The organism is Paenibacillus sp. M-152 (assembly GCF_003856555.1).
In the GTDB taxonomy this organism is placed as follows: domain Bacteria; phylum Bacillota; class Bacilli; order Paenibacillales; family Paenibacillaceae; genus Paenibacillus; species Paenibacillus polymyxa_C.
Map to the genome: position 1 here is coordinate 3,565,031 of NZ_CP034141.1, position 15,974 is coordinate 3,581,004.

Genomic DNA, 15,974 nt, shown 5'->3' on the forward strand with positions numbered 1-15,974 from the left:
TGTATTATTTGATACGTAAAACTTATTTACATTGTACCGTGGAAAGTACGGTTAATAACATCCAATTGTTGCTCACGAGTCAGCTTGATAAAGTTAACGGCATAGCCGGAAACACGAATCGTAAGTTGTGGATAGTTTTCTGGGTGCTCCATTGCATCCAAAAGTTGTTCACGAGCAAACACATTGACATTCAGATGATGTGCGTGGCTTCCAAAATAGCCATCCATCATCGAAACAAGGTTTGTTTTGCGTGTTTCTTCTTCTTTACCCAGTGCTTTAGGCACGATAGAGAAGGTATTCGAAATACCATCTAAGCTGTGTTCATAAGGCAATTTGGCTACGGAACTCAGAGATGCCAGAGCACCTTTTTTATCACGACCATGCATCGGGTTTGCACCTGGTGCGAACGGTTCGCCTGCTTTACGTCCATCAGGTGTTGTACCTGTTTTCTTACCATATACCACGTTGGAAGTAATAGTCAGTACTGATTGAGTAGGAACCGCATTACGATAAGCTTTATGTTTGCGGATCATGCTCATGAAGCTTTCTACCAGTTCTACAGCGATAGTATCTACGCGGTCATCGTTGTTACCGTAGCAAGGGTATTCGCCTTCGATTTCAAAGTCAACAGCAATTCCTTTTTCGTTACGAATTGGTTTAACTTTTGCATATTTAATGGCGCTCAAGGAGTCGGTAGCAACTGACAGACCCGCAATACCACAAGCCATGGTACGAAGAATATCACGGTCATGCAACGCCATTTCAATGCGTTCGTAGCTATATTTATCATGCATATAGTGAATAACATTCAAAGTGTTCATGTACAGTTTTGCCAGCCATTCCATCATAGGTTTGAAACGGCTCAACACTTCTTCGTAATCCAGCACTTCGCTTGTAATGGCTGGGAACTCAGGTCCTACTTGAACGCCGGATTTTTCATCCTTACCACCGTTAATGGCATACAGCAGAGCTTTTGCCAAGTTGGCACGAGCACCAAAGAATTGCATTTGTTTACCAATTCTCATGGCGGATACACAACAAGCAATACCATAATCATCGCCGTAGATTGGACGCATCAAATCGTCATTTTCATATTGAATGGAGCTAGTTTCAATAGAAACTTTTGCACAATATTTTTTAAAGCCCTCAGGCAGTTTTTCTGACCACAGTACAGTCAAGTTAGGCTCTGGAGCAGGTCCTAAGTTGTACAGTGTGTGCAAGAAGCGGAAGCTGTTTTTGGTAACACGAGTTTCTCCAGTGACAGACATACCACCAATGGATTCTGTTACCCAAGTTGGGTCACCACTGAACAGTTCATTGTAGTCAGGTGTACGCAGGAACTTAACAATACGCAGTTTCATAACAAAATGATCGACCAGTTCCTGAGCTTGTTCTTCGTTCATCGTACCTTCCTCAAGATCACGTTGAGTATAGATATCAAGGAATGAAGATACACGTCCCAAGGACATTGCTGCACCATTTTGTTCTTTAATCGCTGCGAGATATCCAAAATATACCCATTGGAAAGCTTCTTTTGCATTGTTAGCAGGTTTAGAAATATCAAAACCGTGCTCAGCAGCCATTTGTTTCAATTCATTCAAAGCACGAATTTGTTCAGAAATTTCTTCACGTAGACGGATTACGTCTTCTTCCATGGAATCAACTTCAAGGCTTTTCAATTGAAGTTTTTTATCTTGGATCAAGAAGTCTGCACCATACAGAGCTACGCGACGATAGTCACCGATTATACGACCACGACCATATGCATCTGGCAAACCAGTAATGATGCCAGCTTTACGAGCTGCTCTCATTTCATCAGTATAAGCGTCAAATACACCTTGGTTGTGTGTTTTACGAATATGAGTGAAAATGTCAACAATGCTTTGTGGCACTTCAAAACCATAGGCTTTGCAAGCGTCGATCATCATCCGAATTCCACCAAACGGCTGCAAAGAACGTTTGAATGGAGCATCTGTTTGTACACCGACAATTTGTTCTTTGTCCCGGTCCAAATAGCCCGGTTTATGTGAAATAATGGTGGATGGCGTATTTACGTCTACATCAAGCACGCCGCCGTTTGCCAACTCTTTTTTAGTAAGATCAGATACAATTTCCCACAATGCAGTTGTATTGGCGGTAGGACCAACCAAAAATTCTTCATTGCCAACATAAGGTGAGATATTGGTTTCAATAAAATCGTTGACGTTAACTTCTCTAGTCCATTTTCCTTTTTTAAAACCTCTCCAGCCAGATTGTTGCTCTTGTAATTCTCTCTCAATCACCGACATGTAAATCCCTCCAAATTGTTTGGTCTTCCGGACTTGTGATTTTTTTCACGTTTAAACTATTTCTTGAGCCCGGCCTTTTCACCGATGCCTTACGCTCAGTGTCGGGACCTTTCTTACACTCTTATTGTAGAATAATGATAGAGTGTAGTATGTGACATAAATCACAATATGAGTGATTTTTATCACTTTATTTTCCCTAGCTTCACGCCTATACCTTCAGCCTCGCCGCTCACCTCCCTTCCCAAACCAAGAGGCCCTCTATATAGAGAGCCTGCATTGGTATTGTATAGGAAAATGCTTTGTTACAAGCCTCTTCATACTATTATATTATTGATCAAAGCGTCCGTAGAAGGCATTGCGGTATACATCAGCCAATTCAGTAACCAGCGGCAGCTTTGGATTTGCAGTTGTACATTGATCCTCAAAAGCGCGGTCAGCCAGATAATCTACACGTGATTCAAAGTCTTTTGGATCGAATCCGAGTTGTTGGAACGATTCCTCGATACCGAGCGTTTTGTTCAACTTACGGATCGCGTCAATTAAGCTGTTAACCCCTTCTTCAGTGGTACGTGCAGGCAGTCCCAGTATGCGTGCAATTTCTGCATAGCGCTCATCTGCAACAAAGTGCGAATATTTAGGGAACGAAGCAAATTTTGTCGGTTTTTTCGCATTGTAGCGAATAACGTGCGGCAGCAAGATAGCATTCGTGCGGCCATGCGCCGTATGGTATTGTCCGCCCCATTTATGTGCAAGACTGTGGTTAATACCCAAGAATGCATTAGCAAACGCCATACCTGCAAGTGTAGAAGCATTATGCATTTTTTCGCGAGCCAACTTGTCGCCGATCAGAGCCGATTGCTCCAGGTATTGGAATACCAGTTGAATGGCTTTAATTGCCAGACCATCTGTGTAATCATTGGCCATTACAGACACGTAAGCCTCGATAGCATGTGTCAGAACGTCCATACCTGTATCGGCTACAGCTGTTTTAGGCAGCGAATATACAAACACAGGGTCAATAATTGCCACATCAGGAGTCAACTCATAGTCAGCCAGCGGATACTTCGTGTTGCCCAGGTTTTTGTCTGTAATTACTGCAAACGATGTGACTTCCGAACCTGTACCCGAGGTTGTAGGGATAGCTACAAATTGTGCTTTTTGACCCAGACGTGGGTACTTGTAAATCCGTTTACGAATATCCATGAATTTTTGCTTCAAGTTATTGAAATCAGTATCCGGATATTCATAGAACATCCACATGCCTTTAGCAGCATCCATTGGCGAACCGCCGCCGAGTGCGATGATGCAATCCGGTTGGAAACGTCTCATCATTTCAGTACCACGCTCTACCGTAACTGTCGATGGATCTGGCTCAACTTCAGAGAACACTTCAATCGCAACTGGTGTTTGGCGCTGGTGCAAATAATGAATTACGCGGTCCACATATCCGAGTTTCACCATCATAGGGTCAGTGATAATGGCTACACGTGTGATATCAGGCATTTTAGCAAGATACTGTGTCGAATTTTTCTCAAAATAAATTTTGGAAGGTACTTTGAACCATTGCATATTCACCGTCCGTTTCGCCACCCTTTTCACATTAATCAAGTTAACTGCAGATACGTTCGACGAAGTCGAGTTACGACCGTACGAACCGCAACCAAGTGTCAACGAAGGAAGGTTGGTGTTGTAAATATCACCGATTGCACCATGTGTGGAAGGTGCATTTACAATGATACGACCTGTTTGCAAACGGTTTGCAAAGCGAGCGATAACGTCCTCATCTTGCGAATGGATAGCTGACGAGTGACCCATACCGCCGAACTCTACAACTTCAGCAGCACGTTGGATACCTTGCTCTGCATTTTTCACTTTGTAGCAAGCCAATACCGGACTCAATTTTTCCGCAGATAATGGGAATTTGGTTCCTACTCCTTCAATTTCAGCGACCAAAATTTTTGTTCCTGCCGGTACTGTAATGCCGCTCATTTCAGCTATTTTTACAGCAGACTGTCCGACGATGGCCGGGTTCACTGCACATTTTTCTACATTCATAGCCCCTTGAGTGAGCTTAGCTGCTTCTTCTTTATTTACAAAGTAGCAACCATTAGCAATCATCAATTTCTTCACTTGCTCGAAGATAGGCTCTTCGATAATTACGGCTTGTTCCGAAGCACAAATCATACCGTTATCAAAAGATTTAGAAAGGATAAGGTCGTTCACGGCCTGTTTGATATCGGCTGTTTTTTCAATAAAGCAAGGTACGTTACCAGGACCTACGCCAAGTGCAGGTTTACCACAGCTATAAGCTGCCTTAACCATGCCTGATCCGCCAGTTGCCAAAATCAATGCCACATCAGGGTGGTTCATCAGTACATTTGTTTTATCCATCGAAGGTGCTTCAATCCATTGGATGCAATCCGCTGGAGCACCATGTTTAACAGCTGCTTCAAGCAATACGCGGGCTGCTTCCGCACTACACGATTGAGCAGATGGATGGAAGCCGAAAATGATTGGGTTACGTGTTTTAATGGCAATTAACGCTTTGAACATCGTAGTCGAAGTCGGGTTTGTTACTGGAGTAATCCCCATGATGATACCGACTGGCTCTGCAATCTTTTGGAAGCTATCGAAATCATTATCTTCAATGACACCAACGGTCTTCTCATTTTTGATGCTGTGATAGATATATTCTGTTGCAAACATGTTTTTGGTGATTTTGTCCTCGTAAACACCGCGTCCTGTTTCTTCAACAGCCAACTTCGCTAGGTGCATGTGCTTATCCATCCCTGCGAGTGCCATAGCTTGTACGATTCCGTCAATCTGCTCCTGATTCATACTCATGAAAGCTTGCTGTGCCCGGTTCGCCCGGTCAATCAGCGTTTGAATATACTGCTCTGCGCTTTGCTCTTTTTGGATAACCTCGTTTTTAACAGCCATTTCCCTCATCCTCCTGTTATCTCGTGTACTATCTCTTGTTCACGCACTGATCGTAACACAGCTTTTCAAGATATTTTGTGATTTTTTTCACAATCTATTTAAAATTTTATTTTATGAAGTGAATTAAATCACAAAGTTTGGAATTCTGCCACTTTTACCCCCTCTTCTTGCCCCAAAAACTCATTGCACAGGTATATAATGAATTTGAATTGATCAAGTTGCAGATAAAAAACATAGGATACAAAGGGGAAATGGACGATGAGAAACCCTACAAATGTAATGGAAGCCCGCGGCAACACCTGTTGCTTCTCGGAGGCCAGCTTCAACCGGTTGCAAGTGATGATGAAAGATCGAGTTATGCCAGAAAGCTCGCATTTGTTCTGGGAAGGAGATACAGCGGATAAGCTGTTTTATATTAAGCGCGGACGCGTAAAGGTAACCAAAACAACGGATGAGGGTAAGGAACTTATTCTATATATGTATCAAAGCGGCGATCTTGTTGGTCAAGCTGATCCTTTCTTCGGCACCAAGCATTCCTTTTCTGCTGAGGTTCTGGAGGACAGTGATATTGGCGTAATCGATCATACAGATTTGGAGCTGCTTATTTGCCAGCATTGTGATTTTGCGATTGACTTTATGAAATGGATGGGATCGCATCATCGCATTACTCAGACCAAGTTCCGCGATTTGATGATGTACGGCAAGCCTGGCGCTCTATGTTCCACACTCATCCGACTATGCAACACCTATGGTGAGCCTCACGGCGACTATATCTTGATTCATAAAAAGATTACTCATACTGACTTATCAAATATGATCGGTGCTACCCGGGAAAGCGTAAATCGGATGCTCAGTGATCTGCGTAAGAAAAATGCAGTAGAATACGATAATGGTATGATTGTTGTCAAGGATTTGGAAATGCTGCAAGGTGTATGTCATTGTGAATTGTGCCCACGTGAGATTTGCCGGATATAATAAATTGTTTTTTAATGTAAAAGGGAGTGCTGTAAGCCATTATTAGCTTATAACACTCCCTAATTTTATTCCACTCCCCATTTTTTAGAGAACGGACGGGACAGTAACAAAGCACATAACTCGACCTTCTTCTGCCCTACACGCTTTAAAACTGAAAGCATAGATAACTTAAATTTCCCATCTCATAGCTTCTATGGATGACCTTAGCTTTGTTTGCAGGATTGCCACTACCCATTGCAATAAACAACGGTACAAAGTGTTCTGCTCTAGGTACGGCCTGACGAGCATATGGCGCTTCGCTTTCATAGTGATCCAAAGCTTCTATATCTCCGCTTTGCACTTTTTCGATAATCCAGTCATCAAAATCAATTGCCCAAGGCTCCGTTTTCGTTTCTCCCCATTTGACAATACGCAGATTATGGACAGTCACGCCACTGCCAATGACCAGAATATCTTGTTCTCCCAACTCACGCAACACCTCACCAATGGCAAATTGTGCTTTGGGCGAGAGGTACGGATTTACGGAAATCTGAACTACCGGAATGTCTGCCTCAGGATACATACGATGCAACAATGTCCAGGAACCATGATCCAGTCCCCTCACCCGATCAGTTTGTACATCGATGCCCTTTTGTTCATATAACTTTTTCAACTTATTAGCTAGTTCAACAGAACCATGTGCTGGATACTTCACTTCGTACAGTTCGGGTGGGAAGCCTCCAAAATCATAAATTGTATCGTATATGTCATCCATTGAACTAATCGTTAACACTTGCGTCTCCCAGTGAGCTGTAAAGATAACAATCGCCTTAGGGTGAACGCTTTTCCCCAACTGCTCTAGAAATGCAGTGTAGTCCGTCTGTTCAATAGCAAGCATAGGTGATCCGTGGGCTAAAAATAAAGATGGTACCATTAAAAAATCCCCTTATCGCAAACAATTTATTTTATTCACTTAGTAACTTTATGTAAGGAATAATACATAAGTAATATAGTAATGTCAATATAGATGCCAGCATATACTTAAAGATCAGCAATTCTTTAAATAAAGATTGATATAGGTATAAAGTCATAGTAATATGTAACTAATAAATTTAAAAATATTATTATATCCCGATACAAAGGACTGGTTTCTATGGAGATACATACTTCGAATTGCCCAAAATGCGGTTCCGTTTTCCGTCAAAATCTTAGAAACCTGTGTAATACTTGTATTCAAGAAGAAAATATATTCTTTGACCGCTGTTCTAACTATCTATGGAAGCATCCTTCTACTCATACCCACCAACTCAGTGATGTGACTGGCACACCTATGGATTTGCTCACAGAGTGGGTAAGAGCAGGCAAATTTCCCTCCACATACAGTCAGCTTGATTATCCTTGCGAGTCCTGCCGTTCTCCCATTTATGCAGGAAGACTTTGCCACTCGTGCTTAGGCACATTTCGTTCAGCCGCCCTGGATATTCAATCCCGTGTCCCTCGCCGTACAAAAGCCGGAGTATTCTCAGTAGCAGGGCGCGCTAAAAGCTATTAAGCCGTACTGCCTACCACAAAATAAAAAAACAGCCTTTTCCTAGGAAGAGGCTGTTTTGCTATGAGAAACACTTAATGAGTTTGGTGATCATCTAATCCATTCCTCAGCCCAAAATTGAATCTGCTCCATAACCGGCTGAAGTGCACGACCTTTGGTGGTTAGCTCATATTCAATGCGGACAGGAGTTTCCGGATATACATGGCGTGTAAGAATCCCTTCATTTTCCAGATCCTTCATCCGCTCTGATAACATTTTGTCACTCATTGTGGGAATCAGATTGGAAATATCCTTAAACCGCTTGGGACCGCTCATCATGGATTGAATAATCAATCCATTCCAGCGCTTACCCAGACATGAAAAGGCGGTTTCAAAACGCGGACACATTTTTGTAAATTGCGGTTGACTCTCCAAATTTTTCACCTTCTTTTGCATTTCGGTTTGATAAAGCTTTCCTTTTGTTAGTATATATCATTTTAGCATACTTTATCCCGAAAGAAAACACTTTCTTAAATTTAATACCTGTGCTGATAAAGTTGCCATGACCAAAACTGATTATACAACAAACCAATGGGCAGGTATATGTCTAATTCGTTAAATACAAAAAGGCGGAATCCCCAGAGGTTCCGCCTTTAAACCTGTTATTTATATAATTCATCAATATGTGATAATTGTAACTATACCAACACTCCACCAAGCGGCCTTACCGGTTCACTTCTACCATATACTGGTTTTTTATTACTTGTCGGTGAAGCCCAACGGATGCTGTTAGCAATGACCTTCAAAATATCAGGCTGGTAATAAGTCGGATAGGTCTCATGTCCTGGTCGGAAATAAAATATTTTACCATTGCCTCGATGGAAGGTACATCCAGTTCTAAATACTTCGCCGCCTTCAAAGTTACTGATAAAGACCAGTTCATCCGGCGCAGGAATATCAAAGAACTCGCCATACATCTCTTCCTGCTCTAAGAGAATTTTGCCGTCTATTCCTTCCGCAATAGGATGTGACGGATTTACTGACCAAATAATCTCCTGCTCGCCTGCAACTCTCCATTTTAAATCACAACTAGTGCCCATCAGAGCTTTAAATGGCTTGGCGAAATGGCCTGAGTGCAATACGATGAGGCCCATTCCTTCCTGCACACGCTTGACGACACGCGCTGTAACTTCATCGCTCACCTGATCGTGGGCTTTATGTCCCCACCACAGCAGCACATCTGTGGAATTGAGGATTTCTTCTTCCAAACCATGTTCGGCATTCTCACGCAAAGTAGCTGTTCTAATGGCAAAACCTTCATCTGCCAAGCCGTCAGCCAATGCTTGGTGTATGCCGTTAGGATAAATCCGTTTGGCTTCTTCATTTAACTTTTCGTTCAAAAATTCATTCCAAATGGTGACGTTAATCATCACAGTTCCCCCTATTAGGTTAGACCCACCACATCTCGCTCAGCGGTTCTTCAATCAGGACCTGGCGAAGATTATGGACAGCTTTAGTAAAGCCTTCTTCCACGGACATCAGACCGTCTTCATGCTCAATACTTACTACATAATCGTATCCCACCAGACGCAGAGCACTGATAATATCTGCCCAGGTTTTTACATCATGACCATAGCCCACAGTACGGAACTGCCATGCTCGATCTAACATATTCGTATACTCCTGCATATCGGTAAGTCCGTATTTATTAACATTGATCGGATCAATCGTCGTATCCTTGGCATGGAAATGATGAATGGCTCCCTCTCGGCCTAAAATTTGAACCGCCTGTACGGGATCAATTCCCTGCCACCACATATGGCTCGGATCCAGATTAGCACCAATGACCTCTCCTGCCGCTTCACGCAAACGAAGCAAGGTTGCTGGTGTATGAACGGAGAAGCCCCCATGTAACTCCAGCCCTATTTTAACATGGTGATCTGCTGCAAATTTACCCGTTTCAGTCCAGTAAGGAATAATTTTATTCTCCCATTGCCACTTCAGCACTTCCTGGAAATCATTAGGCCACGGAGCCACAGGCCAGTTTGGATACTTCGCATCCTCGTGATCACCTGGACAGCCTGAGAAAGTGTTCACAACAGGAACTTCCAGCTTTTCTGCCAATCGGACGGTTTTAAGAAATGTGTCATGATCTGCCTGTGCCAAATGCTTTTGTGGATGAAGCGGATTACCATGACAGCTAAGCGCGCTAATCGTTAATCCCCGGGATTCTACTGCCTTTTTAAAATTTTTGAGCGCCGTATCGTTCTCTAGCAACTCATCAGGCTTGCAATGCTTATCTCCCGGGTTGCCACCTGTTCCGATTTCTACAGCATCCAGTCCCTGAGAAGCCACATAATCCAGCGCCTCCTCCAATGAACGTCCACCGAACAACACCATAAATACTCCAAGTTTCAAAAGAAATCCCTCCCTGTATCATATGTGAAAAAAGCTGCTTTCATTATAGTGATTGTCTATTCGGGATCATTACAAGGCTTAGTCAAAATAAACTGCTTTTCCTGTACGGGCCGATTCATAGATGGCTTCCAAAATTTCAGTAACCACCAGTGCCTGCTCCGGCTTCACAAGGAGTTCTTTGTCGTCCAGAATAGATTCAATCCACAGACGGGCTTCACGGTCTGCCTCATTTTCCGTTTCACCGGAGTAAAAGGCCACTCCTCCTGCATCTAGATCTATTTTCGTGTCAAACAAGCGGCTGTTCTTTTCTCCGTTAATACGCAACCCATCCTGCATATCTGCTCCACCCTCGGTACCGCATAACAACGTCTTGGCTTCACCAAACTCTACAACATTTAATGCCCAGCTGGATTCCAATACAATTGTGGCTCCATTTTGCATGGTGATGAATCCAAAAGCTGAGTCCTCTACTTTAAATTCATCAGGATTCCACGGTCCAAAAGCATTGGCTGCATTTTTTCGATCTCCCAGCTTATGGAAGGTTGAACCTAGTACACTTTTAGGCTTGTAATTATCCATCAGCCAGAGTGTCAAATCAAGTGCATGTGTGCCGATATCAATCAGCGGGCCACCACCCTGTTTCTCTTCATCCAAGAACACTCCCCAGGTGGGAACCGCACGGCGGCGTAGAGCAATGGCTTTACCAAGATAAATCTCACCAAGCTCTCCTTGCTCGACCAATTGCTTCAGATACAGACTGTCATCACGATAACGATTTTGATAAGCAATGGATAGCTTTTTGCCTGTACGGTTGGCCGCATCAAGCATTTCCCGTGCCTGCTCAGCAGTTTTAGCCATTGGCTTTTCACATAATACATGCTTACCTGCCTCAAGTGCCGCTACCGTAATTTCTGAGTGCGAGTCGTTAGGGGTACATACATGCACAACTTCAATGTCTTTATTTTCTAGCAGCTGACGGTAGTCGCTATAAACTTGCGATCCTTCAGCACCATACTTTTCAGCAGCCTCTTCAGCACGTTTCTGTATAATGTCACAGAAAGCAATGATTTCTGCTCTCTTTTGCTTGGCAAGACTCGGCAAGTGTTTACCGTTAGCAATGCCCCCACAACCGATAATCCCGATCTTGAGTGTTTTAGACATGAATATTTCCTCCCTGAGCTGCGTATTGTTGGAGCCACTTCATACTGGTTTCAATGCTTTCGATTGGAGGATTTGAGCTGAAATCTTGTTCCACAACAACCCAATCCACACCTGCTTCAATAGCGGCATCTGTAATGGTCTGAAGCTGCACTTCTCCTTGGCCTAACTCTACAGTAACTGCTTTTTGCTGCTCGTCGCGTGCCATATCCTTTAAGTGAATGATAGGCAGGCGTCCACGATATCGTCCGATGTATTCCACTGGATCATAGCCCCCATAGTATACCCAACAAGTATCCATTTCGACCTGTAACAAATCATCGGGAACCGCATCATATAAAGCATCGAATACCGGGCGATCATTGATTTTCTCTGTTAGTTCAAAATCATGATTGTGATAAGCCAGTATCAACCCATGCTCCTTTACTTTTTCACCAATACGATTCAGATTAACAAAAAGGTCATCCCACTCCCGCTCTTCTTCGGTTAAATAAGGAACAATGAGGTACTTGTTGCCCAATTCTATGTGATATGCAATTTCCTCATCCAAATGATGCAGCAAGCGGCTGTATTGTATATGAGTTCCGACAACTTCCAGATTTAGTTCATCCAAAAGCGCCCTGACATCCTTGGCACTACGCCCAAAGAAGCTATGAAACTCAACCCCTTTATAGCCCAGCTCAGCTACCTTGCGCAATGTGCCTTCAAAATCCTGTTCAAGCTCTTCCCTAACTGTGTATAATTGTAATCCTACTTTAGTCAATCCCCTTCACCTCTTCGTTAGGATGAATTTTCATTATATCTGTTCCATTACACCTGCTTGCCCGCCTCTGGTATCGCACATCTGCAGTGCCTGGCAGCCAGGTACCGGCAGATAAAATGCAAACTCCATCTCAGGCCGAAGCATCGATCTATCCACTTTGTATACGTTTACAACACTCAATTTATCGACCCTCTCCTTGGCCCTTCCATTCAATAGATCACCAAAGGTCACTACTTCAAAGGGCGAGTTGGTTTGGAGAATTTTAAGATATACCGAGCTAGTGTTACCACAGCTGATAATCCCGGCCTTATTCGTTTTACGTCTTCACACTCCTTGGCCTCTAACATGTACTTTCTCATCTAACATGTAAGCTTTACAGTTCACATGGTATTCTATTTTGCTTTCGTTTAAAATGAATAATATGATTAAAACATGAACAATCTGGTCAATATTTGAAACAGCCATATGCCCAAAAGGAGTCATCATCATGTCTATCATTGAGCCTTGCCAGGTTCTTACCGCAGGCTATTCCTTCCACCGTAAGCCCTTTTATTCGAACCAGCCTGATGGAATCAAAAATTATTTATTCCGTCTGCAAACAGATGGACGCTGTCAAGCACGCATTGACGGGAAAATGACACGGATTGAGGCAGGTGATCTGCTGCTGTTCAATCCGACCGAGCCTTATGAACTGGATATTCACAGTGAGTTGAACCCCATGGGAGAGCAGGTTGTAGAAAGTGGGGATTATCACATTTTTTTCGGTGGCCCCTGGGTAGATGAGTGGTGGAATCATCACAAACGTCCCAACCGAATTAAGGTTCAGCTCACAGAAGCCCTGCTTGGCCTATTTCGTCAGCTCGTGTTGGAGCAGCGACGTATTTCTAATCCTTACCCGGAAATATCAAGCTATTACATACGCATTTTATGTTTGGAGTTTGACCGTATACTATCCGAGCAGCCCACTGCTACTCATCATAACTATCTTGCTTATCAGATAAAAAATTATATTGAAGAAAATGCATCATCTAATTTTAAGCTGGATGACGTGTCTTCGCACGTCGGGATCAGCGTATCCCGAGCGGTACACCTGTTTAAGGAAACGTTCGATACGAGCATTATGCAGTACACACTGGACGTCAGGCTCAACATGGCAAGGGAGCGTATCATTTTCAGTCCCATGTCACTGGAACAAGCCGCCGAATCGTCAGGATTTGCAAACTACACATACTTTCACCGTGTATTTCGTTCCCGCTTTGGTATGTCGCCCAAGGAATTCAGAATGATACACCGCGAGCAATTGTAGGAAAAAGAGAGCGTTCCCCTGAACGCTCTCTTTTTTCTAACAAATCATTTAACGGGTGCTGCTTACATACCACAATCTAATTTTTTAAGGAGCGATTGTCAGCATCACAACCGACATCGGTGGCAGTGTAACATCCAAATGCTGACCTTGCAGCTGATAAGATGTAAAGGCTTCCTTTTTCACACGCTCTGGCTGATCAAATGTATTATGTGCCTGCATATCGTCACTGGCTAAGACAACACCATTGATCTTCTTAACCTCTTCGATCCCTCTTAGCTCAAGGCTCAAATTTGCCGATTCGCCCGGATGGACATTGCATAAGCTTATATGAATAAAGCCATCTTGTGCCTTAGAGGCGGACACACTTACTTGTGGGATGGAGTCTCCATCATACTCATAATTGCCTACCTTCGCATGAATAGCCAGTGCTTGTGCATCCTGATGCACTTTGAACATTTCAAATACATGGTATGTCGGGGTCAACAGCATAGCAGGGCCTTCAGTTAGAACCATCGCTTGCAAAACGTTGACCATTTGAGCAATATTCGTCATCTGCACACGATCATGATGATTATGGAATATGTGCAGGTGTAGTCCGGCTACCAGCGCATCCCGCATCGTATTTTGCTGATACAGGAAGCCAGGATTGGTACCTGGTTCGGTCAGGAACCAAGTTCCCCATTCATCGACGATCAGCCCAACCCGTTTGTCAGGATCATATTGGTCCATAATGGCAGAGTGGCGAGTAATCAATTCATCCATGTGCAATGATTTTTTCATCGTCTCAAACCATTCTGCTTCATCAAAACCGACTGCGTGTCGTTTCCCTTCCCAACTCCCCGGTATTGTGTAGTTGTGTAGACTCAAACCGTCCATAAGGTGCCCGGCTTCGCGCATCAGTACTTCGGTCCAACGATAATCATCCACATTCGCCCCACCAGCTATTCGATAAATGCGATTCTCTCCATAATTACGGACATATGTCTGATAGCGGCGATACAGGTCAGCATAATATTCCGGGCGCATGTTACCGCCACAACCCCAGTTTTCGTTACCAACTCCAAAATATTTGAGCTTCCATGGTTTCTCACGACCGTTTTCCTGACGCCATGCAGCCATAGGGGACTCCCCGTCAAAGGTCATGTACTCTACCCACTCCGACATTTCCTGCACTGTACCACTGCCTACATTCCCACAGATATACGGCTCTGCATTCAATAGCTCACACAATTGGAAAAACTCATGTGTACCAAAATGGTTATTTTCAACCACACCGCCCCAGTGCGTATTTACCATTCTTTTGCGGTTTTCTTTCGGTCCGATCCCATCTTTCCAATGATATTCATCGGCAAAACAGCCCCCTGGCCAACGCAGCACAGGAATGTTCAGCTGTTTGAGCGCTTCCACCACATCATTTCGAATTCCGTCAGTGTTAGGGATTGGAGAGTCCTGTCCCACCCATAAACCTTCATAAATGCATCGTCCAAGATGCTCGGCAAATTGCCCATAAATATTTTTATTAATAACGCCCTGTTCCCAATCGGTATTTACAATAACAGAACCCTTCACCACAAAACCTCCCAAACATTAAAATTGTTGAAGTATCACAAAAATGATTACGCTTTCATAACCGCATAAATTACACTCACACTACCGTTCTCTTTTCGAACTCTAATATTACACATTGTCACACCTAACAATCCTTTTATTAATATAAATATAAATAATTAAACAAAAACATTTTACGTGTTTAATATATTTTATTGTCTACAATTTGTCAATTGCTAACAACAAAGTCCAAGCAAACCAAAAAGGTCTGCCATTAAGGCAGACCAGGGGATGACTACTTTAGCCTGTAATCTCAGATTTAATTGAGTCTGGGCTTTGCATTTTTCAAGCTGATCCTTGCCAACGTGAACCATGGTAGCTGGGACAATTTTGAGTTACTGCCAAGGCACGTATACGAACAATACTTCCACTAATGCCACATGTGTGACCGGACATTAACTCATTGCATTGTGCACAGGCCAACAGTCTGGCTTTGTATACTTCATCGTTTACACAATCCATTTTGGGTCTCATATTGTTAAGAATTCTGGTAATTTGCTCTTCCGATAAAGCGATATCTCTTTCACAGCCTTTACAAGTACTTGGCACAGGTATATCTTCCATCGTCAGCTTACCCTCCCCGATCAACAATATCCTCAGTAAAAACAGTTTATTTCCACGATGCCACGAATGACTTTGCCAGATGCTTTATTATAGGTGGACTTATTTCCGTTCCGACGGGAGCTGGGCGGCCGCCTCGGATACGACCATCGCCAAGTCCTCATTTCCGAACATGGACAGCACCCCTAATACCGTATCCAGCGGAATATCACCTGCTTCTTCGCGCGATACAGTCAGCTTGCGTATTCGCAGCAGACGCTCGTTGCTATCCTGCTGCGGATACGCTGTACGATATAATTCCTCTGGTTCCAAGTCGTTATTGATGCACCATTGAGCAAACACAAGGATCATCATATCTTCTTCTTGCTTATAATTTTCAATGATGGCTTCTTCTACCTGTTTACCGCGGTTGTCTTCTTCCATTGATACATTTCTCCTTCAACCTAATTC

General features: G+C 43.4%; 14 protein-coding genes. 2 read left to right on the top strand and 12 right to left on the bottom strand.

Annotation, left to right across the window (positions count from 1 at the left end):
- Positions 1-26: 26 nt before the first annotated feature.
- Both pflB and adhE read right to left on the bottom strand, forming a co-directional pair.
- Positions 27-2,288, bottom strand: a complete 2,262-nt coding sequence (gene pflB / locus EGM68_RS15640; protein WP_013371804.1) for a formate C-acetyltransferase — start codon at positions 2,286-2,288, stop codon at positions 27-29.
- Between the two features lie 327 nt (positions 2,289-2,615).
- Positions 2,616-5,228: a bifunctional acetaldehyde-CoA/alcohol dehydrogenase gene (gene adhE / locus EGM68_RS15645; protein WP_013371805.1), complete on the bottom strand. Its 2,613-nt coding sequence runs from the start codon at positions 5,226-5,228 to the stop codon at positions 2,616-2,618.
- 258 nt (positions 5,229-5,486) lie between these two features.
- Between adhE and EGM68_RS15650 the strand changes: the two genes are divergently transcribed.
- Complete coding sequence (locus EGM68_RS15650; RefSeq protein WP_014599995.1) at positions 5,487-6,203, top strand: Crp/Fnr family transcriptional regulator; 717 nt, start codon at positions 5,487-5,489, stop codon at positions 6,201-6,203.
- Positions 6,204-6,348: 145 nt separating this feature from the next.
- Here the strand turns inward: EGM68_RS15650 and EGM68_RS15655 are convergent, their stop codons facing one another.
- From EGM68_RS15655 to EGM68_RS26195, 7 genes are all read right to left on the bottom strand, one after another.
- On the bottom strand, positions 6,349-7,116 hold the full coding sequence (locus EGM68_RS15655) for a DODA-type extradiol aromatic ring-opening family dioxygenase (RefSeq protein ID WP_129549539.1): 768 nt from the start codon (positions 7,114-7,116) through the stop codon (positions 6,349-6,351).
- 705 nt (positions 7,117-7,821) lie between these two features.
- A complete protein-coding gene (locus tag EGM68_RS15665) occupies positions 7,822-8,166 on the bottom strand; it encodes a winged helix-turn-helix transcriptional regulator (RefSeq protein ID WP_013371810.1) in 345 nt (114 codons plus the stop codon).
- 242 nt (positions 8,167-8,408) lie between these two features.
- Positions 8,409-9,140 carry a ThuA domain-containing protein gene (locus tag EGM68_RS15670; RefSeq protein ID WP_129549541.1) on the bottom strand — a complete coding sequence of 244 codons (732 nt, stop codon included), beginning with the start codon at positions 9,138-9,140 and terminating at the stop codon, positions 8,409-8,411.
- 19 nt (positions 9,141-9,159) lie between these two features.
- Entirely contained in the window at positions 9,160-10,128 is a 969-nt protein-coding gene (locus EGM68_RS15675; RefSeq protein WP_013371812.1) for a sugar phosphate isomerase/epimerase family protein, read from the bottom strand.
- A 78-nt stretch (positions 10,129-10,206) separates the two neighbouring features.
- Entirely contained in the window at positions 10,207-11,289 is a 1,083-nt protein-coding gene (locus EGM68_RS15680; protein ID WP_129549542.1) for a Gfo/Idh/MocA family protein, read from the bottom strand.
- Complete coding sequence (locus EGM68_RS15685; RefSeq protein ID WP_040103432.1) at positions 11,282-12,049, bottom strand: sugar phosphate isomerase/epimerase family protein; 768 nt, start codon at positions 12,047-12,049, stop codon at positions 11,282-11,284. Before EGM68_RS15685 ends, EGM68_RS15680 begins: the two co-directional genes overlap by 8 nt.
- A gap of 33 nt (positions 12,050-12,082) precedes the next feature.
- Positions 12,083-12,229 carry a hypothetical protein gene (locus EGM68_RS26195; protein WP_233902221.1) on the bottom strand — a complete coding sequence of 49 codons (147 nt, stop codon included), beginning with the start codon at positions 12,227-12,229 and terminating at the stop codon, positions 12,083-12,085.
- Between the two features lie 307 nt (positions 12,230-12,536).
- Between EGM68_RS26195 and EGM68_RS15695 the strand changes: the two genes are divergently transcribed.
- Positions 12,537-13,355, top strand: a complete 819-nt coding sequence (locus tag EGM68_RS15695) for an AraC family transcriptional regulator (protein ID WP_016822319.1) — start codon at positions 12,537-12,539, stop codon at positions 13,353-13,355.
- An 84-nt stretch (positions 13,356-13,439) separates the two neighbouring features.
- Here EGM68_RS15695 and EGM68_RS15700 read toward each other — a convergent pair whose 3' ends face one another.
- From EGM68_RS15700 to EGM68_RS15710, 3 genes are all read right to left on the bottom strand, one after another.
- Positions 13,440-14,924, bottom strand: a complete 1,485-nt coding sequence (locus EGM68_RS15700; protein ID WP_129549543.1) for an alpha-N-arabinofuranosidase — start codon at positions 14,922-14,924, stop codon at positions 13,440-13,442.
- 324 nt (positions 14,925-15,248) lie between these two features.
- A complete protein-coding gene (locus EGM68_RS26465) occupies positions 15,249-15,527 on the bottom strand; it encodes a hypothetical protein (protein WP_025674979.1) in 279 nt (92 codons plus the stop codon).
- A 99-nt stretch (positions 15,528-15,626) separates the two neighbouring features.
- The gene (locus EGM68_RS15710; protein WP_025674978.1) at positions 15,627-15,947 is read right to left on the bottom strand and encodes a protein YxiS; all 321 of its coding nucleotides are present in this window, start codon (positions 15,945-15,947) and stop codon (positions 15,627-15,629) included.
- Between the last annotated feature and the right edge of the window lie 27 nt (positions 15,948-15,974).

Excerpts from the sequence above, each read along its gene's own strand:
- EGM68_RS15655 (WP_129549539.1), bottom strand. The coding sequence starts at position 7,116 with ATGGTACCATCTTTATTTTTAGCCCACGGATCACCTATGCTTGCTATT.
- EGM68_RS15665 (WP_013371810.1), bottom strand. The coding sequence starts at position 8,166 with ATGCAAAAGAAGGTGAAAAATTTGGAGAGTCAACCGCAATTTACAAAA.
- EGM68_RS15680 (WP_129549542.1), bottom strand. The coding sequence starts at position 11,289 with ATGTCTAAAACACTCAAGATCGGGATTATCGGTTGTGGGGGCATTGCT.
- adhE (WP_013371805.1), bottom strand. The coding sequence starts at position 5,228 with ATGGCTGTTAAAAACGAGGTTATCCAAAAAGAGCAAAGCGCAGAGCAG.
- EGM68_RS15670 (WP_129549541.1), bottom strand. The coding sequence starts at position 9,140 with ATGATTAACGTCACCATTTGGAATGAATTTTTGAACGAAAAGTTAAAT.
- EGM68_RS15695 (WP_016822319.1), top strand. The coding sequence starts at position 12,537 with ATGTCTATCATTGAGCCTTGCCAGGTTCTTACCGCAGGCTATTCCTTC.
- pflB (WP_013371804.1), bottom strand. The coding sequence starts at position 2,288 with ATGTCGGTGATTGAGAGAGAATTACAAGAGCAACAATCTGGCTGGAGA.
- EGM68_RS15650 (WP_014599995.1), top strand. The coding sequence starts at position 5,487 with ATGAGAAACCCTACAAATGTAATGGAAGCCCGCGGCAACACCTGTTGC.
- EGM68_RS26465 (WP_025674979.1), bottom strand. The coding sequence starts at position 15,527 with ATGGAAGATATACCTGTGCCAAGTACTTGTAAAGGCTGTGAAAGAGAT.
- EGM68_RS15710 (WP_025674978.1), bottom strand. The coding sequence starts at position 15,947 with ATGGAAGAAGACAACCGCGGTAAACAGGTAGAAGAAGCCATCATTGAA.